Source organism: Streptomyces sp. NPDC088553 (assembly GCF_044752965.1).
Lineage (GTDB): Bacteria > Actinomycetota > Actinomycetes > Streptomycetales > Streptomycetaceae > Streptomyces.
This window is the reverse complement of the sequence record NZ_JBIVMG010000010.1, coordinates 190,185-216,281: the sequence shown is the minus strand read 5'-3', so window position 1 is coordinate 216,281 and position 26,097 is coordinate 190,185. Positions and strand designations below refer to the sequence as shown.

21 protein-coding genes are annotated in these 26,097 nt (G+C 72.6%); 11 read left to right on the top strand and 10 right to left on the bottom strand.

Translation table 11 applies throughout. The features are described 5' to 3' along the window. Positions 1 to 202 precede the first annotated feature (202 nt). Positions 203 to 1,717, bottom strand: a complete 1,515-nt coding sequence (locus tag ACIP8Z_RS30715) for a leucyl aminopeptidase (RefSeq protein ID WP_402089310.1) — start codon at positions 1,715 to 1,717, stop codon at positions 203 to 205. Between the two features lie 315 nt (positions 1,718 to 2,032). Here ACIP8Z_RS30715 and ACIP8Z_RS30710 point away from each other — a divergent pair, with 315 nt between their 5' ends. The 4 genes from ACIP8Z_RS30710 to ACIP8Z_RS30695 are packed head-to-tail and all read left to right on the top strand — an operon-like array spanning position 2,033 to position 7,931. Continuing rightward, a complete protein-coding gene (locus ACIP8Z_RS30710; protein ID WP_402089308.1) occupies positions 2,033 to 4,129 on the top strand; it encodes a hypothetical protein in 2,097 nt (698 codons plus the stop codon). Between the two features lie 26 nt (positions 4,130 to 4,155). Further along, positions 4,156 to 5,715, top strand: coding sequence for a GT4 family glycosyltransferase PelF (pelF, locus tag ACIP8Z_RS30705; protein WP_402089306.1), 1,560 nt, complete (start codon positions 4,156 to 4,158; stop codon positions 5,713 to 5,715). Continuing rightward, on the top strand, positions 5,712 to 7,301 hold the full coding sequence (locus ACIP8Z_RS30700; protein ID WP_402089304.1) for a hypothetical protein: 1,590 nt from the start codon (positions 5,712 to 5,714) through the stop codon (positions 7,299 to 7,301). Before pelF ends, ACIP8Z_RS30700 begins: the two co-directional genes overlap by 4 nt. 12 nt (positions 7,302 to 7,313) lie before the next feature. Beyond that, positions 7,314 to 7,931 carry a spherulation-specific family 4 protein gene (locus ACIP8Z_RS30695; protein ID WP_402089302.1) on the top strand — a complete coding sequence of 206 codons (618 nt, stop codon included), beginning with the start codon at positions 7,314 to 7,316 and terminating at the stop codon, positions 7,929 to 7,931. 29 nt (positions 7,932 to 7,960) lie between these two features. Here ACIP8Z_RS30695 and ACIP8Z_RS30690 read toward each other — a convergent pair whose 3' ends face one another. Further along, entirely contained in the window at positions 7,961 to 8,725 is a 765-nt protein-coding gene (locus tag ACIP8Z_RS30690) for an adenosylcobinamide-GDP ribazoletransferase (protein ID WP_402089300.1), read from the bottom strand. Between the two features lie 67 nt (positions 8,726 to 8,792). Between ACIP8Z_RS30690 and ACIP8Z_RS30685 the strand changes: the two genes are divergently transcribed. After that, positions 8,793 to 9,557: a hypothetical protein gene (locus ACIP8Z_RS30685; RefSeq protein ID WP_402089298.1), complete on the top strand. Its 765-nt coding sequence runs from the start codon at positions 8,793 to 8,795 to the stop codon at positions 9,555 to 9,557. Here the strand turns inward: ACIP8Z_RS30685 and ACIP8Z_RS30680 are convergent. The 4 genes from ACIP8Z_RS30680 to ACIP8Z_RS30665 form a co-directional block, all read right to left on the bottom strand. Further along, positions 9,497 to 10,207, bottom strand: a complete 711-nt coding sequence (locus ACIP8Z_RS30680) for a hypothetical protein (protein WP_402089296.1) — start codon at positions 10,205 to 10,207, stop codon at positions 9,497 to 9,499. The genes ACIP8Z_RS30685 and ACIP8Z_RS30680 overlap by 61 nt on opposite strands. Continuing rightward, positions 10,204 to 11,967 (bottom strand): phosphatidylglycerol lysyltransferase domain-containing protein, encoded by a 1,764-nt coding sequence (locus ACIP8Z_RS30675; RefSeq protein WP_402089294.1) that lies wholly within the window; start codon positions 11,965 to 11,967, stop codon positions 10,204 to 10,206. The genes ACIP8Z_RS30680 and ACIP8Z_RS30675 overlap by 4 nt, the downstream gene beginning before the upstream one ends. 107 nt (positions 11,968 to 12,074) lie before the next feature. Further along, positions 12,075 to 13,151, bottom strand: coding sequence for a nicotinate-nucleotide--dimethylbenzimidazole phosphoribosyltransferase (gene cobT / locus ACIP8Z_RS30670; protein ID WP_402089291.1), 1,077 nt, complete (start codon positions 13,149 to 13,151; stop codon positions 12,075 to 12,077). A gap of 45 nt (positions 13,152 to 13,196) precedes the next feature. Further along, positions 13,197 to 14,399, bottom strand: coding sequence for a bifunctional adenosylcobinamide kinase/adenosylcobinamide-phosphate guanylyltransferase (locus ACIP8Z_RS30665; protein WP_402089288.1), 1,203 nt, complete (start codon positions 14,397 to 14,399; stop codon positions 13,197 to 13,199). A gap of 91 nt (positions 14,400 to 14,490) precedes the next feature. Between ACIP8Z_RS30665 and ACIP8Z_RS30660 the strand changes: the two genes are divergently transcribed. Then, positions 14,491 to 14,697, top strand: a complete 207-nt coding sequence (locus tag ACIP8Z_RS30660; RefSeq protein WP_402089285.1) for a hypothetical protein — start codon at positions 14,491 to 14,493, stop codon at positions 14,695 to 14,697. A 367-nt stretch (positions 14,698 to 15,064) separates the two neighbouring features. Here ACIP8Z_RS30660 and ACIP8Z_RS30655 read toward each other — a convergent pair whose 3' ends face one another. The 3 genes from ACIP8Z_RS30655 to ACIP8Z_RS30645 form a co-directional block, all read right to left on the bottom strand. Further along, positions 15,065 to 16,132, bottom strand: a complete 1,068-nt coding sequence (locus ACIP8Z_RS30655) for a S1C family serine protease (protein WP_402089282.1) — start codon at positions 16,130 to 16,132, stop codon at positions 15,065 to 15,067. Positions 16,133 to 16,319: 187 nt separating this feature from the next. Further along, positions 16,320 to 17,096, bottom strand: a complete 777-nt coding sequence (locus ACIP8Z_RS30650) for a class I SAM-dependent methyltransferase (protein WP_402089280.1) — start codon at positions 17,094 to 17,096, stop codon at positions 16,320 to 16,322. Positions 17,097 to 17,161: 65 nt separating this feature from the next. Beyond that, complete coding sequence (locus tag ACIP8Z_RS30645; RefSeq protein WP_055599508.1) at positions 17,162 to 17,764, bottom strand: DUF3043 domain-containing protein; 603 nt, start codon at positions 17,762 to 17,764, stop codon at positions 17,162 to 17,164. A gap of 272 nt (positions 17,765 to 18,036) precedes the next feature. On the opposite strand from ACIP8Z_RS30645, the gene ACIP8Z_RS30640 reads away from it, so the two are divergent. The 5 genes from ACIP8Z_RS30640 (at position 18,037) to ACIP8Z_RS30620 (ending at position 24,583) form a co-directional block, all read left to right on the top strand. Next, complete coding sequence (locus ACIP8Z_RS30640; protein ID WP_319308798.1) at positions 18,037 to 18,843, top strand: PspA/IM30 family protein; 807 nt, start codon at positions 18,037 to 18,039, stop codon at positions 18,841 to 18,843. Positions 18,844 to 18,924: 81 nt separating this feature from the next. Further along, complete coding sequence (locus ACIP8Z_RS30635; RefSeq protein ID WP_383869239.1) at positions 18,925 to 19,203, top strand: hypothetical protein; 279 nt, start codon at positions 18,925 to 18,927, stop codon at positions 19,201 to 19,203. A 117-nt stretch (positions 19,204 to 19,320) separates the two neighbouring features. Next, positions 19,321 to 20,562 (top strand): sensor histidine kinase, encoded by a 1,242-nt coding sequence (locus ACIP8Z_RS30630; RefSeq protein WP_402089276.1) that lies wholly within the window; start codon positions 19,321 to 19,323, stop codon positions 20,560 to 20,562. Next, positions 20,559 to 21,248 carry a response regulator gene (locus ACIP8Z_RS30625; RefSeq protein ID WP_402089275.1) on the top strand — a complete coding sequence of 230 codons (690 nt, stop codon included), beginning with the start codon at positions 20,559 to 20,561 and terminating at the stop codon, positions 21,246 to 21,248. Before ACIP8Z_RS30630 ends, ACIP8Z_RS30625 begins: the two co-directional genes overlap by 4 nt. A 188-nt stretch (positions 21,249 to 21,436) precedes the next feature. After that, positions 21,437 to 24,583, top strand: coding sequence for an efflux RND transporter permease subunit (locus tag ACIP8Z_RS30620; protein WP_402089272.1), 3,147 nt, complete (start codon positions 21,437 to 21,439; stop codon positions 24,581 to 24,583). A 71-nt stretch (positions 24,584 to 24,654) separates the two neighbouring features. Here the strand turns inward: ACIP8Z_RS30620 and nadA are convergent, their stop codons facing one another. Continuing rightward, positions 24,655 to 25,851 (bottom strand): quinolinate synthase NadA, encoded by a 1,197-nt coding sequence (gene nadA / locus ACIP8Z_RS30615; protein WP_402089269.1) that lies wholly within the window; start codon positions 25,849 to 25,851, stop codon positions 24,655 to 24,657. Positions 25,852 to 26,097 lie beyond the last annotated feature (246 nt).

The following is a 26,097-nucleotide window of genomic DNA, read 5'->3' as shown; positions in this document are numbered from 1 at the left end:
CGGCCCTGTGGTGGGGGCCCTGTCCTGCCGAGAACCCATCTTCGCACTTGTTGACGGATGGCGGGACGCGGGGCCGTGCTCTGAGACGGCCGATCGTCCGTACGGCGGGCGGACCAGAGCGTACGAACCTACGGATTTCGTCGCGGGCGAACGGCGACGGCCCCGGGCACGCAGCCCGGGGCCGTAGCCGTCACACGAGTGCTCAGACCTCGCCGGCCGCCGTCAGCTCGGCCAGCCGCACCAGGGTGCGGACCGAGGAGCCGGTGCCGCCCTTGGGGGTGTAGCCGTACGGGGCGCCCTCGTGGAAGGCCGGGCCCGCGATGTCCAGGTGGGCCCAGGTGATGCCCTCGCCCACGAACTCCTGGAGGAAGAGACCGGCGACCAGGCCGCCGCCCATCCGCTCACCCATGTTGGCGATGTCGGCGGTGGGGGAGTCCATGCCCTTGCGCAGGTCCGCGGGGAGCGGCATCGGCCAGGACGCCTCGCCGACCTCCTCCGCGATCTCGTGGATCGCGGAGCGGTAGTCGTCGTCGTTGGCCATGATGCCGAAGGTGCGGTTGCCCAGCGCCAGGACCATCGCGCCGGTCAGGGTCGCCACGTCGACGATCGCGTCCGGGTGCTCCTCGGAGGCCCTGGTCAGCGCGTCGGCGAGGACGAGCCGGCCCTCGGCGTCGGTGTTCAGGACCTCGACGGTCTTGCCGCTGTACATGCGCAGCACGTCACCCGGGCGGGTGGCGGAGCCGGACGGCATGTTCTCGGCGAGGGCCAGCCAGCCCGTGACGTTGACCTCGAGGCCGAGGCGGGCCGCGGCGACGACGGTGGAGAACACGGCGGCGGCGCCGCTCATGTCGCACTTCATCGTCTCGTTGTGGCCGGCCGGCTTCAGGGAGATGCCGCCCGAGTCGTAGGTGATGCCCTTGCCGACCAGGGCGAGGGTCTTCTCCGCCTTCGGGTGGGTGTAGCCGATGCGGACCAGGCGCGGCGGGTTCTCGGAGCCGACGCCGACGCCGAGGATGCCGCCGTAGCCGCCCTTGGTGAGCGCCTTCTCGTCGAGGACCTGGACCTTGAGGCCGTGCTCCTTGCCGGCGGCCTGGGCGGCGGCGGCGAAGGCGGCCGGGGTCAGGTCGTTCGGCGGCATGTTGATCAGGTCGCGGGCGCGGTTGATCTCCTCGGCGACGGCCTGGGCGCGCTCGGCGGCGGCCTTGTGGGCCTTGTCGCGCGGCTTGGCGCCGAGCAGGGCGACCTCGCCCAGCGGCTTCTTCGCGTCCTTGGCATCCCCCGACGTCCTGTACTGGTCGAAGGCGTACGCGCCGAGCAGGGCGCCCTCCGCGATGGCGGCGGCGTCCTCGGCGGCGTCGATCGGCAGCGCGAACGCGGCCTTCTTCGAGCCGGTCAGGGTGCGGGCGGCGACACCGGCGGCCCGGCGGAGGGTCTCGGCGGCGTAGGACGCGCCGTCCTCGGGGGCGGAGCCCAGGCCGACGGCCAGGACGACGGGGGCCTTGAGGCCGGCGGGGGCGGGCAGCTTGGTCGCCTCACCCTCGGCACCCGAGGCACCCAGCGTCTCCAGGACGGCGGCGAGCCGACCGTCGAAGGCCTTGTCGACGGCCTCGGCGCCCGGAGCGACGACGAGCGTCTTCCCGGACTTCGCGACGCCGATGACGAGGGCGTCGGCGCGGAGCGTCGCCGCGCCGGCAGTGCTGAGAGTGAGAGCAGTCACGGTGGTGAAATCTCGCTTCCATTGAGTTCTGTGGCGGTCGAGGGATGGGCCGACCGTGCCCGCCGCATCGTATTTCGGCCCGGAGAGCGCCGAGAACGAGCCTACGCTCGCTCACCCGGTTCGCTCACGGCGGCGCTGATTCACTCATCCGTGGTGTCTCTTTCATGTTTACCGTTCAGGCTCGGAGCGCTCGTTCACACTCGCCTCAGTCACGCAAGGACGACCCACTCGTCTTCGCACCATCTGCAACATCTCCACAGGTTCGCCGCCCCGGCCCCCGGTGCGCGGGGACCTGCAGAGGGGGGACACCACCTGATGGACTCCGGCCGGATTCGTACGCCCAGAAGCGCGCCCCGCACCCGTGGCGGCGCCCGCACCGCGCCCCGTACCGCCCGCGTCGCGGCCCTCGCCGCCGCCGCGCTGCTCGCCACCGTCGTCCCGTCCGCGCAGGCCCTCGCGGCCCCCGTGCCCCGGGTCGACCTCACCGTCCTGGTCGTGGACGACGGCGGCAGCGCGGTCGGGGCGATCACCGCCGAGCTGAAGGGCTCCGGCGTGCCGTACCGCAGGATCGACCTGAACGACCCGAACCGGCCGGTTCTCGACACGGCCTTCCTCAGCGACACCCTCGACGGCCGCCCCCGCGCCAAGTACCAGGGCGTCGTCCTGCCCCACGAGAGCGCCTTCGGCCCCGACTCCGCCGAGCACACCGCCCTCCAGACGTACGAACGGACCTTCGGGATCCCGCAGGTCGACGCCTACACCTGGTCGCACCCCGGCGTCGGCCTCGACTACACCAACGAGGGCGGCTGGTCCGGCGTCCTCGACGGGACCACCGCGGGGATCACCGCCGCCGGGAAGGCGGGCCCCTTCCGGTACCTGGCCGGCGCGGTCACCTTCGAGGACAACGACCCGTCGATCGCCGAGAGTTACGGCTACGCGGGCCGCCCCCGGGCCGGCTACACCAGCTACGTGGACGTGCCGGTCGACGGCGGCGGCCGGGCCAGCCTCGTCGGCGAGTACACCGCCGACGGGCGCCGCGAACTCGTCGTCACCTTCGCCTACAACCAGTACCAGCGGCAGTTCCGGGCCCTCGCCCGCGGCATCGTCGAATGGCTCACCCAGGGCGTCCACCTCGGCCAGAGCCGCAACTACCTCTCCGTGCACGTCGACGACGTCTTCGCCCCCGACGCCCGCTGGGACACCGGACTCGACTGCACGCCCGGCGACTTCGACTGCGTCGGCGACGACGGCGAGGGCGCGAACCCGATCCGGATGACGGTCGCCGACGCCCAGTACGCCGCCGCCTGGCAGAAGTCCTCCGGCTTCACCCTCGACATGGTCTACAACGGCGGCCAGGGCGAGCAGTGGAAGACCGAGCACGCCGGCGCCGACCCGCTCACCGACCGGCTCGTCGCCGACCGCGCCCAGTACCGGTGGATCAACCACACGTACACCCATCCCTTCCTCGGCTGCGTCCAGGACAACGCCGTCGTCCCCTGGCAGTGCGCCAAGGACACCAAGGGCAACACCCTCTGGGTCAGCCGCGCCGAGCTGTCCGCCCAGATCCGAGACAACCACGACTGGGCCGTCCGCAAGGGCATCTCCGTCGACCGCTCCGAACTCGTCACCGGCGAGCACTCCGGCCTCAGGACCCTGCCCCAGCAGCCCGTCGACAACCCGAACCTGGCCGGCGCCCTCGCCGACAACGGCGTCAAGTGGACCGGCAGCGACAACTCCCGCGAGCCGCAGCAGCGCACCATCGGCACCGCGTCCGGCGCCGCGAAGACCGTGCCCCGCCATCCCATGAACGTGTACTACAACGTGGGCACCGCCGCCGAGATGGCCGACGAGTACAACTGGATCTACACCTCCCGCGCCGACGGCGGCAGCGGCATCTGCGAGTCCAACCCGGCCTCCACCTGCCTGCCCGCCCCGCTCCCCACGGCCACCGGCTACGCCGACCACATCGTGCCGCAGGAGGCCCGCACCGCCCTCTCCCACGTCCTCGGCAACGACCCCCGGCCGCACTACGTGCACCAGTCGAACCTCGCCGAGGAGCGCCTGCTCTACCCCGTCCTCGACCGGGTGCTCGCCGACTACCGGGGCCTGTTCGCACCCAGCGCGCCCCTGGTGAACCCGGCCCAGCGGGACGTCGGCACGGAACTGACCCGCCGCGCCGCCTGGGACCAGGCCCTCGCCGCCGGAAAGGTCACCGCCTACCGCATCGGCACCGCGGTCACCGTCAAGGCCCCCGCCGGCCTCACCGTGCCCGTCACCGCTCCCGAGGGGACCCGCAAGCGCCTCCTCCTCGGCACCGCCGTCTTCGGCACGCCGTACGCCGGGACCCGCTCCGCCTGGACCGCGCCCGAACTGCTCCAGACCAGCGTCACACTCACGCTCCCGACCGCCTGACCAGCACGTTCTGGGGGGAACCGCACATGCCGAGCAGTGGCCGTCATGTCACCATGCTCACCGAAGGCACCTACCCGCATGTCCACGGCGGCGTCAGCACCTGGTGCGACCAGCTCGTCCGCGGCATGCCCGAGGTCGACTTCGAGATCCTCGCCCTCACCGGCAGCGGCCGCGAACCCGTCACCTGGGAGCTGCCGTCCAACGTCACCCGGCACACCGCCTACCCCCTCTGGGGACTCCCGCAGGGCCCGACCGCGCCCGGCCTGTTCGCCGGAGCGCGCCGGACCCTGCGGGGGCGTGAGCGCCGCCGCTTCCTCGACACCTACGAGCGCCTGCTCCTGGCCCTCCTCGACCCGGAGGCGGGCTACGACTTCGGCACCAGCCTGTACGAACTCGCCGAACTCGCCCGGCAGGGCCGCCTGACCAACGCCCTGCGCTCCGAGGCCGCCCTGCGCTCCCTGATGTGGATCTGGACCATGCCGCATCTGCCGACGCTCGCGGCCCGGCCCACCGTCCACGACGCGCTCACCGCCACCGACCTGCTCGAACACGCCCTGCGGCCGCTGGCCGCCCGGATATCCACCGACGGCGTCGCCCACGCCGTCTCCAGCGGCCTCGCCACCCTGCCGGCGCTCGCCGCACAGCACTTCGAAGGGGTGCCCTTCCTGCTCACCGAACACGGCATCTACCTCCGCGAGCGCTATCTCGGCTACCGCACCGAGGCGCAACGCTGGCCCGTCAAGGCCCTCATGCTCGGCTTCTACCGCGAGCTCAACACCCTCGGCTACCGCAAGGCCGACCTCATCACCCCCTGCAACCAGTACAACCGGCGCTGGGAGGAGCGCGGCGGCGCCCCCGCCGACCGCATCCGCACCGTCTACAACGGCGTCGACCCGGCCCTCTTCCCCGAGGCCGGTCCCGAACCCGAGACGCCCACGCTCAGCTGGTGCGGCCGCGTCGACCCCATCAAGGACCTCGAAACCCTGATCAGGGCATACGCCATCTGCCGGGCCGAACTGCCCGCGCTGCGGCTCCGGTTGTTCGGCCCGGTCCCCGCCGGGAACGAGGACTACCTCACCCGCCTGGAGAAGCTCGCCGCCGAACTCGGCGTCACCGACGGGATCACCTTCGAGGGCCGGATCTCCGACGTGCCCAGCGCCTACGCGGCCGGCAGCGTGGTGATGCTCTCCTCCATCAGCGAGGGCTTCCCGTTCTCCCTCATCGAGGCCATGTCCTGCGGCCGCGCCACCGTCTCCACCGACGTCGGCGGGGTACGGGAGGCCGTCGGCGACACCGGGATCGTCGTCCCGCCCCGCGAACCGGCCGTCATGGCCGCCGCCATTACCGAACTCCTCCGCGACGGGGCCCGCCGCGCCGAACTCGGCCGGCTCGCACGGCAGCGGGTCGTCGACCGCTTCACCCTGCACCGCTCGGTGGACGGATTCCGCCAGATCTACCGCGAACTGGCGGGCGACCGGGTCCTTCCCGCGCCACGCCCCCAGGTCCGGCCCAAGCCCTGGCCGGCCCGTCTGCCGGCCCCGCGCCGCATCACCCCGACCCTGGTGGCGGGAGGTACTCCGGCATGAGCGGCTCCCTGTGGCTGAAACCCCCGAGCACCGAAGCCCCGCTGCCGGCGATCCCGCGCCCGCGGCGGGAGAGCGCCCCGGGCCGGCCGCCGGGCCGGGGCCCCGGAACGGCGACCACGGCCGGGGACCCGGACTCCGGCATCCCGGCCGCGACCGCCGCGTCGGCCGTCCCCGCGGCCGTCGCCCCGCCCGGGCCGGCCGCCGTCCCCGACACCTCGCCGTACCCCGGCGAAGGCCCGTCGCACCCCGCCGGAGGCGAGTTCGCCGACGATCCGCTCGACGAGCTCGCCGAACGGCTCGGGGGACTCGTCGCCGTCGCCGTGCACCCCGACGAGATCGCCGCCGTCCTCGAGTCCGACGGCATGACCGACGACCACATCCGGCTCACCTACGGCCGCGCCGACTCCTTCGAGCTCGCCGAGGACCTCTACGCGCGCGTGGAGCGCCGCCACCCCGCCCCGGAGGCGCCGCCCGGAGACTCCTGGCACACCGGGCTCGCGGGCTGTCTCCTGCGCGGACTCGTCTTCGCGCTGCCCGGCCTCGCGTACGTCCTCGCCGCGCCCCTGCTCGCCGGGGAGCAGGGCCGGTTCGGGCTCCCGGGCGGAACGGTTCCGCTGCTCGCGGGCGCCGTCACCGGCTGGGTCTGGAACCAGACCCTCGCCCATCGCGCGTACACCTGGCTGGGCCTCGGCGACCGGCCCGCCGCCGCCCGCGCCCTGCTCCTCGGGGCCCCGGCGGGCGCCCTCGCCGGTACGGCCGTCGCCCTCGCGGCCGCGGCTCCCGGCGAGACCCCGGCGGCCCTGTTCGCCGCCGGGCAGTCGGTCTACCTCGCCGCCGCGACCGTGCTCCTGGTCCTCGGCCGCGAACGGGCCCTGCTCTGCGCCCTGGCGCCGCTCGCCGGAGCCGTCCCCGCCTTCCGCTGGGACCTGCCCGACCTCCTGCGCGCCGGCCTCCTCCTCACCGCGCTCACCGCGAGCGTCGCCTTCGCCGGGCTCGTCCTCCGGCCGGGCGCCCGGCGCGGCGCGGCGGGACGCGGCGGACCCCCGCGCGCGGCCTCCCTCCCGTACGGCCTCTTCGGCCTCGGCAGCGGTCTGCTCGTGCTCCACGCGGGCATCGGCGACACCCTGGTGAGCGGGGCGGGCGCCGTCATCGCGCTCACCCTCTCCATGGGGCCCGCCGAGTGGCTGCTGCACCGCTTCCGGGACGGGAGCCTGACCCGGCTGCGGACCCTGGCCACCGCGCGCGAGTTCCGCCGCGCGGTCACCGGCACCCTCGTGCTCTGTCTCGGCGGCTACCTCGGCGTCCTCGTCACCCTCACCGTCGCCGTGACCCTGGCCTGGCCGGGGGCGCCCTGGCCGACACCGCCGCGGCTCGTCACCCTGCTCCTGATCGGGACGGTGCTCTGGCTGGGGCTGCTGCTCCAGGCCTTCGGGGCGGTGCTCAGCGCGGCCGCCGTCTGTCTGCTCGCGGCGGCGGCGCAGACGCTGGAACCCGCGGCGGGCCCGGTGGCGGCCGGGGGAGCGGCGGCCGTGCTCGCCGTCCTCACCTGTGTCCTGCTGGTACGACCGACCGCCCACCGCGTCTAGGGAACCCGGCCCGTGAATCGTTTCCTCCTGGTGCCGTTCTACGAGCACCCGGCCGACCGGCCCGAGGCCTGGTCGGCCCTCGTCGACGCGGCGCCGTCCCTGTACGGCGTCGTCGTCAACCCGGCGAGCGGCGCGGGCGAGGCCCCCGACGCGGCCTTCGCGGCGGCCGCCGACCGGCTACGGGCGGCCGGGGTACGGCTCCTCGGCTATGTGGACACCGCCTACGGGCGCCGCCCGCACGCCGAGGTCGTCACCGAGCTGCTCCGCCACCGCGACTGGTACGGCACCGACGGCGCCTTCCTCGACCAGGTGTCCACGGCGCCCGCCGCCCTCGCCCACTACCGCAGGGTCGCGGTCGCGGCCCGGTCCGCCGGGGCGGCGACCCTGGTGCTCAACCACGGCGCCCATCCGGACCCGGGCTACGAGGAGTTCGCCGACCTCCTCGTCACCTTCGAGGGCCCCTGGGACACGTACCGGACGCTCGACCTGCCGGTCGCCGCCCACTACTGCCACCTCGTGTACGCGGCTCCGCCCGGCGTCCGTCCGGTCACCCCGGTGCACTGCGCCGTCCCCGGCGCGGGCGCCCACCCCTGGGGCACCCTCCCGCACCTCCCGGAGCCCGCCCGCTGAACCTGCCGGACGCGCGGGGCACGGCACGATCACCCCAGGGCGAGGGCCACGAGCGCCGTCGTCGTCGCGGTCTCCTCCACCGCCCCGAACACGTCTCCCGTCACGCCGCCGAACCGTCGTACGCACCGGCGCAGCAGCGCCGCCGCCGCGCCCAGGGCCGCACCCGCCGCCAGGACGTTGTGCACCGCGTCGTACGGGGAGAACAGCAGCCCGGAAACGGCGCAGAGGACCAGGACGACCGCCGTCGAGAGGGTCGCGGACCGGACCGGGACGGTCGCGGCGACGATCGCGCCGAGGCCCTCGGGGCGGGCCGCGAGGACGCCCTGGCGGGAGGCGTGGGTGAGGGCGAGGCGGGCGACGGTCGCGGCGAGGGCGGCGCCGACCGCGCCGTGCGCCCAGCTCTCCCCGTACAGCTCGAAGAGCGCGGCGACCTGGGCGAGCAGCACGAGGAGCAGCACGATGACGCCGAACGGGCCGACGTCCGACTGCTTCATGATGCGCAGCGCGTCCTCGGCGGGCTTGGCGCTGCCGAGGCCGTCGGCGGTGTCGGCGAGGCCGTCGAGGTGGAGGCCGCGGGTGAGGACGGCGGGCACGGCGGTGGAGACGACGGCGGCGAGCAGCGGGCCCGAGCCGAGCGCGAGGAACGCGCCGCCGAGCCCGGCGGCGAAGAGCCCGACGACCAGACCGGCCAGCGGGGCGCAGAGCATGCCGGCCCGCGCCGCGTCCCGGTCCCAGCGGGTGATGCGGGCGGGGAACACCGTGAGGGTGCCGAAGGCGAAACGCAGGCCGTCCATCCGGGCAGGGTAATCGCCGCTTCCGGACGGTAGATTGCGCATACCGCGCAAATCGGAACGGGGTGGCATGGGTCACTGGTTCTCCCGCAACATCGTCGAGCCGGGCAAGCTCCCGATGCTTCTCGCGCTGACCTCGTTCATCGTGACGTTCCTGGTCACGAGGACCATCGTCCGTCTCATCCGGGCGGGGAAGGGGCCGTTCGGGAACGTCTCCTCCGGCGGGCTCCACATCCATCACGTCGTACCCGGCGTGGTCCTCACCGTCATCGGCGGCTTCGGCGCGGTGGGCAGCGACCGGCACGGTTTCGGCGCCGCCCTCTTCGCCGTGGTCTTCGGGATCGGCGCGGGGCTCGTCCTGGACGAGTTCGCGCTGATCCTCCATCTCGACGACGTGTACTGGACCGACGAGGGCCGCAAGAGCGTCGAGGTGGTCGTCCTCACGGCCGCCCTGGTCGGGCTCACCCTGAGCGGCTTCTCACCCCTGGGCGTCGACGACATGACCGCCGACGAACGCCAGGACCGGTTTACCTTCATCCTGACCCTCGCGCTGAACTTCCTCCTCATCCTGATCACCCTGGTGAAGGGGAAGTTCCGGATGGCGGTGATCGGGACCCTGATCCCGTTCGTGGCGATCGTCGGCGCCTTCCGGCTCGCCCGCCCCGGCTCCTGGTGGGCCCGCCGGTTCTACGGGCGCCGCCACCGGGCCCGGGCCCGCTCCCGGATCCGTACGTACCGCCACGACAAGCGCTGGACCAGGATCCGGCGCCGGGCTCAGGACTTGATCGGCGGCTTCCAGGAGCGGGTCCCCGGGCGGGGCTCCACGCCCTCCTGACCGCGCTCGCGCCAGGCCTGGATCCCCATCAGGACCAGGACGCCGGCGATGGCCGCGAGATGCTCCTTGCCCGCCAGGTTCGGCTTGATGATCACCTCGACGACCATCGCCACGACCACCAGCATGCCGGTCCACCGGGCCCCGTACCGCCAGCAGACGTAGACGGCGAGGCCGACCACGGCCGCCGAGGGACCGGTGTCGTGCACCTGCGCGTCGGTGGCGGGCAGCCCGAGCGGGTTGTCCGGGCCGAGGGCGATGCCCGCGCGCGCGTACAGCGTCCCGCAGAGGGTCGCCAGGTAGGCCACGGCGAGGGTGCGCCACCGGCCGAGGCAGATCTCGGCGATCCCGAAGACCAGCAGGACCTGCGCGAGGGCGCCCCACACGGGCAGGTCGAGCGCGGGCACGAACAGCGAGAGCGGAGTCCGGAGCAGCGCCAGCCAGAACGGGTCCTCGGCCCGTACGGAGCCGATGTTCTGGACCGGCTGATAGCCCCAGTCCTGGTTCTGCACCAGCTGGAAGAGGGCGGTGAGACAGACGGCGGAGAGCGTCATCGGGACCGCCCTCCACCTCTTCGTGAGGAGCGCCGTCCGTACGGTGAGGAACAGCGGGCCCCACTCGCGGCGGGCGAACTCCCGGAGGGTGCGGGTCAACGGCCGCTCTCCAGATGCCGGCGGTGCATCCACTTCGGCAGCCCGGGGGCCTCCAGGAACCCCTCCGCGCGACCGGCCGCGAGGCCGATGCGCAGCAGGTCCGCACTCTTCTCGAAGAGCATGAATCGGGGCTCCCAGATCGGTCGGTACTTGGCGTTGGCGCGGTACAACGACTCGATCTGCCACCAGCGGGAGAAGAAGCTGAGCAGTGAACGCCACATGCGCAGCACGGGTCCCGCCCCGAGCTTCGAGCCACGTTCGAAGACGGACCGGAACATCGCGAAGTTGAGCGAGACCTGCGTGATCCCGATCTCCTTCGCGCGCTGGAGGAGTTCGATGACCATGAACTCCATCAGCCCGTTCTCCGACTCGCGGTCCCTGCGCATCAGATCGAGCGAGAGCCCCTTCGGCCCCCACGGGACGAAGGACAGCACCGCCCGCAGCTCACCCTCCCCGTCAGTGCACTCCAGCATCACGCACCGCCCGTCCCGCGGGTCCCCGAGCCGGCCGAGCGCCATCGAGAAGCCGCGCTCGGTGGCCCCGTCCCGCCAGTCGTCCGCCTTCCGCAGCAGCTCGGCCATCTCCTCGGCCGGGATGTCCTCGTGGCGCCGGATCCGGACCTCGTACCCGGCCCGCTTGACCCGGTTGAAGGCCTGCCGGACCGTCCGCATGGCCCGGCCGTCCAGGGTGAACTCGTCGGTCTCCACGATCGCCTCGTCGCCCAGCTCCAGGGCGTCCAGACCGTGCCGGGCGTAGATGACCCCGGCCTCCTCGCTCGCGCCCATCACCGCCGGGATCCAGCCGTGCTCGCGCGCCTCGGCCAGCCACGGCTCGATCGCCCCCGGCCAGGCCTCCGGGTCGCCGATCGGGTCGCCCGACGCGAGCGAGACCCCGCCGACCACCCGGTAGGTGACGGCGGCCTTCTCGCTCGGCGACCAGACGACGCTCTTCTCGCGGCGCAGCGCGAAGTAGCCGAGCGAGTCGCGGTCCCCCTGCTTGTCGAGCAGGGCCCGCAGCCGCTCCTCGTCCTCCTCGGTCAGCGGGTCGGTGGCCCGGCGGGAGCGGAAGGCGGCGAAGAGCACCGCGAACAGCAGCAGCGTGGACAGGACGTTGATGGTGACGTCGACCCAGCCGGGGGTGGTGATCCCGGCGAACCGCGAGTCGTCCGAGGCCAGGGTGATCAGCCGCATCACGCCGTACCGCCAGCGCTCCAGGAAGGTGGAGGGGGCGGTGGAGGTGTTGGTGACGGTGACCAGGACGGCCGCGAGCAGCGAGGTGACGAGCAGTCCGCCGACCGCGACGACCGCGGCGAGCCACGGGTTGGAGCGGTCGCCCTTCGCGTAGAACTCCTTGCGGCCCAGCAGCAGCGCGAGCACGAACGCGGCGGTCAGGAACAGCGAGATCCAGTTCTGGGCGTGCTGCCGGATCTCGGGGAAGAACATCACCAGCGCGAAGAGCAGCAGGAAGAGCCCGCCGAGCACCATGTTGAGGATCCACGCGGCCCGCTTGCGCCGCCGCATGGTGATCGCCAGGAAGAGGGTGAAGACCCCCGAGGCGAAGCCCGCCGTGAGCATGTACGGGGTGAAGTAGTTGTCCTCGTTGTGGCGGCGCAGATCCTGCCCGAAGGAGACCCAGACGGCACTCAGGAAATTGATGAACGTGACGACGCGCAGGTACCAGACGGCGAACGCGGCGCTGCGCCGTGAGCGGGCGGTCGAGCCCCGGGGTGCGGCTTCGGCAGACAAGCGGACTTCTCCCATGAAAAGCGATCATATGGGGCGGCGCTTGCCGTGCGGAGACGCCGGAGACGGCCACGCGCGCGTCGCGCGTGACCGCCTCGGAGTCGATCGTTGCCGTCCCCCCGCGCTCAGGCCTCCGCAGCGCCCTCGTCGTCCGGAGTGGTCGGATCCGGACGCTCGGGCAGCTCCGCGGCGAACGCCGCCGCGGCCTTGACGAGGGGGAGTGCGAGCAATGCCCCGGTTCCCTCACCCACATGGACGCCGTGGTCGAGCAGAGGGTTGAGCGCCATCCGGTCCAGCGCCTTCGCCTGCGCCGGCTCCCCGCTCACCTGACCCGCGAGCCACCAGTCCGGCGCCCGGAACGCCGCCCGCTGCGCCACCAGCGCGCACGCCGCGCCCACCACACCGTCCAGGATCACCGGCATCCGCCGCACCGACGCCTGCAGCAGGAAGCCGGTCATCGCCGCCAGATCCGCCCCGCCGACCGCCGCGAGCAGCTCCAGCTGATCACCCAGGACCGGCCGGGCCCGCCGCAGCGAGTCCCGGATCGCCGCACACTTCCGCATCCACGCCAGATCGTCGATCCCGGCGCCGCCCCGGCCCGTCACCACGGAGGCGTCCGTCCCGCAGAGCGCCGCGATCAGCGTGGCGGCCGGTGTCGTCCCGCCGACGCTCAGATCCCCCAGTACCACCAGATCGGTGCCCGAGTCCGCCTCCTCGTCGGCGATCGCGATCCCGAGCCGGACCGCCGCCTCGGTCTCCTCGACCGTCAGCGCGTTCTCCACGTCGATCCGGCCGCTGCCACGCCGCACCCGGTGGCGCACCACCTCGGCGGGCAGCAGCTCCGGGTCGCAGTCCAGACCCGCGTCCACGACCCGGACCGGCACGTCCGTCGACCGGGCGAGCACCGCGATCGGGCTCACCCCGTCCAGGACCGCGCGCACCAGCTCGTGCGCCGTGCCCGCCGGGCGCCCCGACACATCGAGCGAGGCCACCCCGTGGTCGCCCGCGAAGAGCACCACCCTCGGCTGCTCGATCGCCCGCACCTTGACCGAGGCCTGCGCGGCCGACAGCCACTCACCGAGCTCGTCGAGCCGACCGAGCGCCCCCGGCGGCACGGCCAGCCGCTCACGGCGCTCCTCGGCGTCACGCCGGATCCCCCCGTCGGGGCGCTCGATCAGATCGGAGAAGTCGTCCAGGTTCACGGGTTTCCGCCTTGTGGATCAGCGAGGGCCATCGGTGCTCGCACCCTACCCGCGCAGCACGAGCGCCTGACCGGCGACCACGAGGAGGACCTCCTCGCACTCGTCCGCGAAGGCCGCGTTCAGCCGGCCCAGCTCGTCACGGAAGCGGCGCCCCGCCGCCGTCGCCGGCACCACACCCGAGCCGACCTCGTTCGTCACGGCCACGACCGTACGACGCGTCGCCCGCACCGCCGCCACCAGCTCGGCGGTCCGCTCGCGCAGCGCGCTCCGCCCGCCGGCCGCCCACGTCTCGTCGTCCCAGGCACCCACCCGGTCCATGGCGTCCGTCAGCCACAACGACAGGCAGTCGACGAGGAGCGCCGGCCCGTCCCCTTCGAGCAGCGGTACGAGATCACAGGTCTCGGCGGTACGCCAGGACCCCGGCCGCCGCTCCCGGTGCAGGCCCACCCGCTCCGCCCACTCCGGATCACCCTCCCGGCTCCCGCCCGTCGCCACGTACAGCACCTCGGGGAAGGTCTCCAGACGCCGCTCGGCCTCCACGGACTTCCCCGACCGGGCCCCGCCGGTCACCAACGTCCGCCGGGGCACGTCCGGCACCTCGTGGTACTCGCCCACGTACAGCGTCGTCCCGTCCGGCACCGCCCGCGCGCCCGCCGCCGCGAGCCGCCGGTCCAGCTCGGTACCGGTCGGCGCGTCGTGGTCCAGGTGGACGGCGACGACATCGGTCGCGGGCCCGACGGCCCCGGTCGCCCGCAGCCGGGCCAGCGCGTCCGGCCGGCCCGTCACATCGGCGACCACCATGTCGTACGGCACCCGGTGATCGTCCGGAAGGCCGGCCGGGGACCCGCCCGGCGGCAGATAGAGCAGCGTCTCCCCTTCGGCCGACGTCACCTCGTACCCGGTGCCGGGGGAGTCCATCGGCACCGCCCGCACCCGGTGCCCGGAGATCAGCGTCAACTCCCGTCCGTCCGGCACCCGCCCGGCGGCGGGCAGCCCCGCGGGCACCTCCACCGCGGGCCCGTCGTGCGGATGGGTCAGCAACACCTGCCGCACGCCCACCAGCGAATGCCCGGACCGCGCGGCGGCGAGAGCGGCCCCCGGGGTCAGATCGAGCAGCAGGGCCCCGTCCACGAGCAGCGCCGTCGCGGCGCGCACCCGTGGCCCACGGGAGAGCGCGCACACGGCGCAGGAGCAGTCGGGACGGGGCAGTCCGAGCGGGGCGCCGGTGCCGAGCAGAGTCAGTTCCACCCTCAGATCCTCCCGCGCCACCGCGAGCCGTGCGCGCCCGGCTACTCTGCGGGCAGGAAACCGATCATCCGGTGAGCGCCAGGAGGCGGACATGGCATGGACGTGGCGGTTCGAGAAGTCCGACGGCACGGAGGTCGAGCCGGTGGTGACGCCTGAGGAGTTCACCACCCAGGGCGACGCGGAAAGCTGGATCGGCGAGAACTGGCGGGATCTGCTGGGGGGCGGTGCGGACCAGGTGACCCTGTCGGAGGACGGGAAGAAGATCTACGGCCCGATGCCCCTGAACGCCGAGGGCTGACCTCCAAGGGGGGGTGCGGCACCACCCCGCACCCCCGTGCCTGCCGCCCACCCGCGTTGCGGCCCACCGCTCCGCCGAGGCGGCGCCCACCCGCCCACACGCGTTGTGGGCGGGTGGGCACGACGGAACGGCGCCCGTTGCCGGGCCTAGGCTTCCGCGCCGTAACCCGCACCCCGTGTGCACCGAGCTAGGGGTGCGGGTCCAGGCGCAGGGGGCGGGGCGTGGCGTGTGCCCACACGGGGCGCCGTGCGTGCCCGCAGCAGGGCCGCAGGTGAGCCGGCCCGAGGCGCCTACATCTCGCCCAGGCGCCCACACGGGGCGCCGTGCGTGCCCGCAGCAGGGCCGCAGGTGAGCCGGCCCGAGGCGCCTACATCTCGCCCAGGGTCACCCGCGCCGTCCGCGTCGCCGACCCCCGGACATACGTCACCGTCACCACCTCCCCCGGCCGCCGCGCAGCCAACGCCTCCGACAGCGACGTGATCGTCGTGATCTCCGCGTCGCCCAGCCGCGTGATCACGTCCCCGGGCCTCAGCCCCGCCTTGCCCGCCGCCCCGTCCGCCGGCGCCTCGACCACCGCCACGCCCGCCGGCTCGTAGTCGTCGTTCAGGACCGTGCGGCCGGTGATGTTCAGCGCCGCCCGGCCCGAGTCCGTGACCTTGCCGTCCTTGACGATCTGGTCCGCGATCGTCCGCACCATCGACGCCGGGATCGCGAACCCGATGCCGGCGGCCGAACCGCCGCCCATCTCCGGGTCGATCGCCGCGAGCGTCGGGATGCCGATCACCTCGCCGTCCAGGTTCACCAGCGCGCCCCCGCTGTTGCCGGGGTTGATCGCGGCGGACGTCTGGACCATGTTCGCGATGGTCGCGCCCGTGCCGCCGCCCGTCTCTCCCTCGCTGACCGTGCGGCCCGTCGCCGAGACGATGCCCTGGGTCACGCTGCCGGACAGGCCCAGCGGCGAGCCCATCGCGAGCACGATCTGCCCCATGTCGACGGACGCCGAGTCGCCGAACCTGGCCGGCTTCAGACCCTGCGGCAGCGACTCCATCTTGATCACCGCGAGGTCCTGCTCGGGGTACGAGGAGACGAGCCGGGCGGTGACCGGCTGCCCGCCCGTCGCGGAGGTCACCCTGAAAGACGTCTCCCGGCCCACCACATGCGCGTTGGTGACGATGTGGCCCTTGTCGCCGTAGACGACCCCGGACCCGAGACTCTCGCTCGCGTCGATCTGCACGACCGAGGGCAGGACGTTCTTGATGACGGCCTTGTAGTCGCCCTCGAGGTCGTTGGCGGCGAGCGGCGCCGCCGCCTGTGTGGAGCGCTCCGGCGCGGGCGTGCCTCCGCCGCCGGAGCAGCCGCCGACGAGCGCGACGGCGCACGCGACGGCGGTCAGCGGCAGAAGGGGACGGGGAGTACGGGCACGGGACACGTCCATGTCCGGAGTATCCGTTTCGGCCCACCCCCGGGCCCGGCGAGCGCACCCGATCAGGGGTGCGCGACCGCCGGGCCCAGGAGCAGAAGCGGGTACGGGCGTCCCCCCGCGCGCGTACAGCGGTACGGGCGTCCCCCCGCGCGCGTACAGCGGTACGGGCGTCCCCCCGCACGCGTACGGCGCCGCCCCGTCAGCCCCGTACCCCGCACAGATGCAGCAGCGCCGCCACCCGCCGGTACGGCTCCGTCCGTCCCGCCCGGTCCTCGGCGGCGAGCAGCCGCTCCAGCTCCTCGGCGGGCGGCAGGCCCGCATCGGCCGGGACGCTGTCGGTGAAGACCCGCACGCCGTACCAGGCGTGCAGCGGCGCCGCGATGCCGGCGAGCGTCGCGGTCAGCGCGTCGAGGCGGTCGGCCCGTACCTTCACGCCGTTGTCGTCGGTGTAGACGTCCGAGTCGAAGCCGGTGAGCGCGCCGGACCAGTCGCCGGCGAGCCCCGGCCGCATGGCGAGGGCCTCGGCGTTGCGTACGACCAGCGAGAGGAGCCCCCCGGGGGCGAGCATCCGGGCCAGGCCGGCGAGCAGCGCGTCGGGCTCGTCCGCGTACATGAGGACGCCGTGGCAGAGGACGACGTCGAAGCTGCCGGGGAGGAAGTGCACCCCGGTCTCGCGGCCGTCGCCCTCGATCAGCCGGACCCGCTCACGGATCCCGGCGGGCTCGGTCGCCAGCGACTCACGGGCGGCCTTCAGAAGATCGGGATCGGCTTCGAGGCCGGTCACCGTGTGGCCCGCGCGGGCGAGGCGCAGCGCCTGCGTCCCCTGGCCCATGCCGGCGTCGAGGATCCGGAGCCGCTGTCCCACGGGATAGCGGCCGGATATCTGCTCGTCGAGCTGGCGGGCGACTATCTCCTGGCGGATGGTGTCGCGCAGCCCACCGGAACCGGCGGGCCAGTGCACGACGACGGGCAGCACGGGACCGCCCGACTCCGACGTCGCGGCACCGAAGGCGCGCTCGACGGGCTCCGAACTGTCGGCGCTCAGGGCCGCTCTCCGCGCTTGACCTGCGGCTTCGGCAGCCGCAGTCGGCGCATCTGGAGCGTCCGCATCAGGCCGTAGGCGATGGCGCCGCGCTTCGGCTCGTTCGGGAAGCGCTCGTTGAGCTGCTTCCGCAGCCGGATCCAGATGCCGACCGAGTCGATGACGATCAGGATGATCACACCGAGCCAGAGCAGCAGCGAGATGTTCTGCAGCGACCGGTTGGCGTTGCCGAACAGCGACAGCACCAGGATCACCACGGCCATCGGCAGGAAGAACTCGGCGATCGCGAACCGCGAGTCGACGAAGTCGCGCACGAAGCGGCGGACCGGACCCTTGTCGCGGGCCGGCAGGTAACGCTCGTCGCCACTGGCCAGCGCCTCGCGCTGGCGGGCCAGGTCCGAGCGGCGTGCCTCGCGCTGGCGCTTGGCGGCCTCCTTGCGGTCGGTCGGCACCGTCGCGGCGCGACGGCGCTGGGTCTGCGCCTCACTCCGCTTCGGGGTCGGGCGGCCCTTGGGGGCCTCGGGGTCGCGGGGCTGCTTGGAAAGGTCCGCCGTCACCTTGTCGGTGGGGGCCTTCTCGTCCTTCGAACGGCTACGGAACACAAAACCCAAGGGTACGGGGTGGCGGGCATGAACCCCATGCCGGGCGGGAACGATCCGCTAACGGAGTGCGTCTACGGCGGTACGTACGCAGGACGGGCGCGGTTTCCCCTAGATCCATCTACTCCCTGCGCGGGAGGGGACGCCGGGCGTAGTCGTCCTTGGGGAGGAGCGCATCCCGCTCCGAACAGTGCGGTAATGGAGACAGGGCCCGTACTGTGGACCCTGTCGAAGAGCTGGAGCCGAAGTCCGTCAGAAGGGGGCGCGCGAAGCCCATGAGCGGTGTCATGAAGCGTATGGGGATGATCTTCCGCGCGAAGGCGAACAAGGCCCTTGACCGGGCCGAGGACCCGCGCGAGACGCTCGACTACTCCTACCAGAAGCAGCTGGAGCTGCTGCAGAAGGTGCGACGGGGCGTCGCCGACGTCGCCACCTCCCGCAAGCGGCTCGAACTCCAGCTGAACCAGCTGCAGGGCCAGTCGGCCAAGCTGGAGGACCAGGGCCGCAAGGCGCTGGCCCTCGGCCGCGAGGACCTGGCGCGCGAGGCGCTGTCCCGGCGTGCCGCGCTCCAGCAGCAGGTCAGCGACCTGGAGGTGCAGCACCAGACGCTGCAGGGCGAGGAGGAGAAGCTCACCCTCGCCGCCCAGCGTCTTCAGGCCAAGGTGGACGCCTTCCGCACCAAGAAGGAGACCATCAAGGCGACCTACACGGCGGCCCAGGCGCAGACCCGGATCGCCGAGTCCTTCTCCGGCATCTCGGAGGAGATGAGCGACGTCGGTCTCGCGATCCAGCGGGCCGAGGACAAGACCGCCCAGCTCCAGGCGCGCGCCGGCGCGATCGACGAGCTGCTCGCCTCGGGCGCCCTGGACGACCAGTCCGGGCTCGCCAAGGACGACATCCAGGCGGAGCTCGACCGGCTCTCCGGCGGTACGGACGTCGAGCTGGAGCTCCAGCGGATGAAGGCGGAGCTGGCCGGCGGCCCGTCGGCGCAGCAGCAGGCGATCGAGGGCGGCGGCGCGGCCGCTTCGCAGGACGGCACGCCGCAGCAGCAGCCGCAGTCCCACCCGCGCTTCGAGAAGTAGGCGACGGGAGACGACACACGTCGGCGGCGGCACGTCGCCGGCGTCACGTAGGCGACAGCCCGCGAACAGACAGGACGCGTCATGATCGTACGGATCATGGGGGAGGGCCAGTTGACGCTGGCCGACAGCCACCTCGTCGAGCTGAACAGACTCGACGACGAGCTGCTCAAGGAGATGGAGTCGGGGGACCAGGAAGGTTTTCGGCGCACGCTGAACGCCCTCCTGGACGAGGTCCGGCGGCTCGGCACGCCACTGCCGGACGACGCGCTCGAACCCTCGGAGCTGATCCTCCCCGCTCCGGACGCGGGCCTGGACGAGGTCAAGGAGATGCTCTCCGACGACGGCCTCATCCCCGGCTGACGACCCTGAACGACGGTCCCGCCGACCCTTAGGGGTCGGCGGGACCGTGTGTCTCCCGCCGGGGCCGGGCCGGAGCGGGCACGGCCGGCCCCGTCCCGCCCCGTACCGTTGTTGCCCGTGACCCCCACCGGACCCGCCACCGGCACCCTCTTCGTCCGTCTCCGCGACTGGTTCCGCGCGCATCCGCTCGCCTTCGACGCGACGCTCGCGTGCGGCGTGCTCGTCTCGATGATCGCCGGGTCCTTCACCGACCCGCACGGCAGCCCGACCGGGCCGACCTTCGGCGACCGCGTGCCCAGCCTGGCGAGCGTGCTGCTCATGGTGGTGGCGGCCGGCGCCCTGGTGCTGCGCCGGCGCCTCCCCTTCCACGTGCTCTGCTTCACGGTGGGGGTCAGCCTCCTGGAGCTGGTCAACGACACCCGGCCCGCCACCGTCTCCATGAGCGCCGTCGTCGCGCTCTACACGGTCGCCGCCCGCACCGACCGGCCCACCACCTGGCGGGTCGGCCTCGCCACCATGGCGGTGCTGACGGCCGCGGCCATGGCCTTCGGCCCCACCCCCTGGTACGCCCAGGAGAACGTCGGCCTCTTCGCCTGGACCGGCATGGCCGCCGCCGCGGGGGACGCCGTCCGCAGCCGCCGGGCCTTCGTCGACGCCATCAGGGAGCGCGCCGAGCGGGCCGAGCGCACCCGCGAGGAGGAGGCAGGCCGCCGGGTCGCGGAGGAGCGGCTGCGGATCGCCCGCGACCTCCACGACGTCGTCGCCCACCACATCGCCCTGGTGAACGTCCAGGCAGGCGTCGCCGCGCACGTCATGGACAAGCGCCCCGACCAGGCCAAGGAGGCCCTCGCGCACGTCCGGGACGCGAGCCGGTCCGCGCTCGACGAGCTGCGCGCCACCGTCGGCCTGCTGCGCCAGTCCGGCGACCCGGAGGCCCCCACCGAGCCGGCCCCCGGCCTCGCCGTCCTCGACGGGCTGCTCGACAGCTTCCGCAACGCCGGGCTGCCGGTCGTCCTGGCCCGCACCGACGGGGAGCTGCCGCTGCCCGCGACCGTCGACCTGGCCGCGTACCGGATCGTGCAGGAGGCGCTGACCAATGTGCGCAAGCACGCGGGCCCGGACGCCAAGGCCGAGGTGAGCGTCGTCCGGGTGGGCCGCACGGTCGAGATCACCGTCCTCGACGACGGCACGTCCGCCCCCGCCCCCGAGCCCGTACCCAACGGCGGCCACGGGCTGCTCGGCATGCGCGAGCGGGTCGGCGCGCTCGGCGGCACCCTGACCGCGGCCCCCCGCTACGGCGGCGGGTTCCGCGTGCAGGCGATACTTCCGGTGACGTCCCGTACGGGGGAGGACACATGACGATCCGGGTACTGCTGGCCGACGACCAGGCCCTGCTCCGCAGCGCCTTCAAGGTCCTGGTGGACTCCGAACCGGACATGGAGGTCGTCGGCGAGGCCGCCGACGGCGCCCAGGCCGTGGCCCTGGCCCGCTCCGAGCGGGCCGACGTGGTCCTGATGGACATCCGGATGCCGGGCACGGACGGCCTCGCGGCCACCCGCATGATCACCGCGGATCCGGAGCTCTCCGACGTACGGATCGTCATGCTGACCACCTTCGAGGTCGACGAGTACGTGGTGCAGTCGCTGCGCGCCGGGGCCTCCGGCTTCCTCGGCAAGGGCGCCGAACCCGAGGAGCTGCTCGGCGCGATCCGGATCGCCCACGCCGGCGAGGCGCTGCTCTCCCCGGCCGCCACCAAGGGCCTGATCGCCACGTTCCTGGCCCAGGGCCCCGGCGCGGACGCCGTGGGCGAAGGCGGCCGGGGCCGTACCGAGCGGCTCGCCGCGCTCACCGCCCGGGAGCGCGAGGTCCTCGTCCTCGTCGCGGGCGGTCTCTCCAACGACGAGATCGCCGAGCGGCTCGACGTCAGCCCGCTCACCGTGAAGACCCACGTCAACCGGGCCATGGCCAAGCTCGGTGCCCGCGACCGGGCCCAGCTGGTCGTCACCGCGTACGAATCGGGGCTGGTACGTCCAAGGGTGGAGTGACCGGAGGCTCCGGCGTACTCCAGACGCGGTATGCGCGAGATAAGGATCTGGACCCGGGGGGCGAGGACTTCCGGTCCTCGATGGCAGATCGTATGGATGGGGGGCATCCTCCGGCGGATCCCGCGGATCCGGACCGGGGTCTTGGCTGCTCCCGCCTGTCGACGAGTACGCCACAGAAGAGAGACCCCATGTCCTGGCTGTCCAGATTCAGCCTCGCGCAAAGGGCCCTGATCGGGCTGATCTCCATCGTCGCCCTGGTGTTCGGGGCGATTGCGATACCGCAGCTGAAGCAGCAGCTGTTCCCCTCGATCGAGCTGCCCATGGTCTCGGTCCTCGCCCCCTACCAGGGTGCCTCTCCCGATGTGGTCGAGAAGCAGGTCGTCGAGCCCCTGGAGAACAACCTCAAGGCCGTCGAAGGCCTGAAGTCGGTCACCTCCACGGCCTCCGAGGGCATGGCGCTCGTCATGGCCTCCTTCGACTACGGCGACGAGTCGACGAAGCAGCTCGTCGCCGACGTCCAGCAGGCCGTCAACCGGGCCCGCGCCGAACTGCCCGACACGGTCGACCCGCAGGTCGTGGCAGGCTCCACGGACGACATCCCGACCGTCGTCCTCGCCGCCGCCTCCGACCAGGACCCGCAGGCGCTCGCCGACCTGCTGGACCGCACCGTCGTGCCCGCGCTCGAGGGCATCGAGGGCGTCGGCCAGGTCTCCGTCACCGGTGTCCAGGACCTCCAGGTCTCCGTCACCCCGGACGACCGCAAGCTCGCCGCGGCCGGTCTCACGACCATGAAGCTCGGTGAGGCCCTCCGCTCCGGCGGCGGCACCCTCCCGGCCGGCTCCTTCTCCGAGACGGGCAAGAGCCGCACCATCCAGGTCGGCGGCGGCTACACCTCGCTGAAGCAGATCGAGGACCTCCGCATCCCGGCGGCCACCCCCGGCAAGGGCAAGGCGGTCCGCCTCGGTGACGTGGCCACCGTCCGCCAGGAGGAGTCGCCGCGCGTCTCCCTCACCCGGACCAACGGCAAGCCCAGCCTCGCCGTCATGGCCACCATGGACAAGGACGGCAGCGCCGTCGCGATCTCCGACGCCGTCAAGGAGAAGCTGCCCGAGCTGCGCGCCGACCTCGGCGCCGGCGCCGAGCTGACCGTGGTCTCCGACCAGGGTCCGGCCGTCGCCAAGGCCGTCTCCGGCCTGACCACCGAGGGCGCCCTCGGTCTCGTCATGGCCGTCCTGGTGATCCTGGTCTTCCTCGCGTCGATCCGCTCCACCCTGGTCACCGCGGTCTCCATCCCGCTCTCGGTCGTCCTCGCGCTCATCGTGCTGTGGACCCGCGACCTCTCGCTCAACATGCTGACGCTCGGCGCGCTCACCATCGCCATCGGCCGGGTCGTCGACGACTCGATCGTGGTCCTGGAGAACATCAAGCGCCACCTCGGCTACGGCGAGGAGCGGCAGACCGCCATCCTCACCGCGGTCCGCGAGGTGGCGGGCGCCGTCACCTCCTCGACGCTCACGACCGTCGCCGTCTTCCTGCCGATCGGTCTGACCGGCGGCATGATCGGCGAGCTGTTCGGCTCGTTCTCGCTGACGGTCACGGCGGCCCTGCTGGCCTCGCTGCTCGTCTCCCTGACGGTCGTCCCGGTCCTCTCGTACTGGTTCCTGCGCGCCCCCAAGGGCACCCCGGAGGACCTGGCGGAGGCCCGCAGGCTGGCCGAGGAGAAGGAGGAGAAGAGCCGTCTCCAGCGTATGTACGTGCCGGTCCTGAGGTTCGCGACCCGGCGCCGGCTGACCAGCCTCGCCATCGCGTTCGTCGTCCTGATCGTCACCTTCGGCATGGCCCCGCTCCTGAAGACGAACTTCTTCGACCAGGGCGAGCAGGAGGTGCTCAGCATCCAGCAGGAGCTGGCGCCCGGCACCGCCCTCGACGCCTCCGACGCGGCCGCGAAGAAGATCGAGAAGCTCCTCGCCGACACCGACGGCGTCAAGGACTACCAGGTCAACGTCGGATCGTCCGGCTTCATGGCGGCCTTCGGCGGCGGCACCGGCACCAACCAGGCCACCTACCAGGTCAGCCTGGAGGAGTCCGCCGACTTCGAGAAGACCCGTGACGCCATCGAGAAGGGCCTCGACTCCCTCGACGGCATCGGCGACACCAAGCTCGCCGCTGGTGACGGCTTCGGCAGCCAGGACCTGAGCGTGGTCGTCAAGGCCGCCGACGCCGAGGTCCTGGAGAAGGCCTCCGAGCAGGTCCGGGCCGCGCTCGCCGGCATCAAGGACGTCACCGACGTCCAGAGCGACCTCTCGCAGTCCGTCCCGCGCATCTCCGTCAAGGCGAAGCCGGAGGCGGCCGACGCGGGCTTCGACTCCGCCACGCTCGGCATGATCGTCGGCCAGGCCGTCCGGGGCACCCCGACCGCCAAGGCGATCCTCGACGACAGCGAGCGGGACGTCCTCATCACCTCGGCGAAGCCGGTCACCACCCTGGCCGGACTCAAGGCGCTGCCCCTCGGCCCGGTGAAGCTGGGCGACGTCGCCACCGTCGAACTCGTCCCCGGCCCGGTGTCCATGACCCGGATCGACGGCGCCCGCGCCGCGACGATCACGGCCAAGCCGGTCGGCGACAACACCGGCGCCGTGAGCGCCACCCTGCAGCAGAAGATCGACGCGCTCGACCTGCCCGAGGGCGCCACCGCCAGCATCGGCGGTGTCTCCGAGGACCAGTCCGAGGCCTTCCTCAACCTGTTCCTGGCGATGCTCGCGGCCGTAGCGATCGTCTTCATGCTGCTCGTCGCGACCTTCCGGTCGCTGATCCAGCCGCTGATCCTGCTGGTCTCGATCCCGTTCGCGGCGACCGGCGCGATCGGACTCCTCGTGGTCACCGACACCGCGATGGGCGTCCCGGCGATGATCGGCATGCTGATGCTCATCGGCATCGTCGTCACCAACGCGATCGTCCTGATCGACCTGATCAACCAGTACCGGGCGCAGGGCCTGGGCGTCGTCGAAGCGGTGATCGAGGGTGGCCGGCACCGGCTCCGCCCGATCCTGATGACCGCCCTGGCGACGATCTTCGCCCTGCTGCCGATGGCGCTCGGCATCACCGGTGAGGGCGGCTTCATCGCCCAGCCGCTGGCCGTGGTGGTGATCGGCGGTCTGATCACGTCGACGCTGCTGACGCTGCTCCTCGTCCCGACGCTCTACGCGATGGTGGAGCTCCGCAAGGAGCGCCGCGCGAAGAAGAAGGCGGCGAAGAAGGGCAAGGACATCCCGGAGCAGCCGACGGGGGCGAACACCGACACGGACACGGCTCTGCTGGACGCGCTGGACATCTAGGAAGCACGTGTACGCCGAAGGGCGCCCCGCCACTGCGGGGCGCCCTTCGGGCATGTACCGGGGGAGAACCGTTACGGCAGGGCGAGCATCCGCTCCAGCGCGAGCTTCGCGAAGCTCTCGGTCTCCTTGTCGACCTGGATCTGGTTGATGAGGTTGCCCTCGGCCAGCGACTCCAGGGTCCACACCAGGTGCGGCAGGTCGATGCGGTTCATCGTCGAGCAGAAGCAGACCGTCTTGTCGAGGAAGACGATCTCCTTGTCCTGGTCGGCGAAACGGTTCGCCAGACGGCGGACCAGGTTCAGCTCCGTGCCGATCGCCCACTTGGAACCGGCCGGGGCCGCCTCCAGGGTGTTGATGATGTACTCGGTCGAGCCCACGTAGTCCGCGGCGGCGACGACCTCGTGCCGGCACTCGGGGTGGACGAGCACGTTCACGCCCGGGATGCGCTCGCGGACGTCGTTGACCGAGTCCAGCGAGAAGCGGCCGTGCACCGAGCAGTGCCCGCGCCACAGGATCATCTTGGCGGCGCGCAGCTCCTCGACGGTCAGCCCGCCGTTCGGCTTGTGCGGGTTGTACAGGACGCAGTCGTCGAGGGACATGCCCATGTCGCGGACGGCCGTGTTGCGGCCCAGGTGCTGGTCCGGCAGGAACAGGACCTTCTCGCCCTGCTCGAAGGCCCAGTCCAGAGCGCGCTCGGCGTTCGACGAGGTGCAGATCGTGCCCCCGTGCTTGCCGGTGAAGGCCTTGATGTCGGCCGAGGAGTTCATGTACGAGACGGGCACGACCTGCTCGGCGACGCCGGCCTCGGTCAGCACGTCCCAGCACTCGGCGACCTGCTCGGCGGTGGCCATGTCGGCCATCGAGCAGCCGGCCGCCAGGTCGGGCAGGACGACCTTCTGCTCGTCGCCGGTCAGGATGTCGGCCGACTCCGCCATGAAGTGCACACCGCAGAAGACGATGTACTCGGCCTCGGGCTTGGCCGCCGCGTCACGCGCGAGCTTGAAGGAGTCGCCGGTGACGTCGGCGAACTGGATGACCTCGTCGCGCTGGTAGTGGTGGCCGAGGACGAAGACCTTGTCCCCGAGCTTCTCCTTGGCCGCGCGGGCGCGCTCCACCAGGTCGGGGTCGGAGGGCGACGGCAGATCGCCGGGACACTCCACGCCGCGCTCGCTCTTCGGGTCGGCCTCGCGACCGAGCAGAAGCAGGGCGAGCGGCGACGGCTGGACGTCGAGTTCATGACGGGCTTGGGCCGTGGTCACGTCACGCACCCTTTCTTCGGGGAACCTTTTCGTCGAAATGACGTTATCTATCATAACCGCTTCACGTCACGTTGACGATGTCCATAGTGTCGATGTGACGAATTCGCCGGCGCCGCCGCTGGACTTCGCCGTCCCCCCTGCCGGACTTCGTCGTCCCCGCGGCTGGACAGGGTGTGCGAGCATGAAGAGAGAAAGACCCCACACGGCCCGGAATGAATCCGGGGCACCGTCGGTTGCAACCGTCGGCAAGCAGTC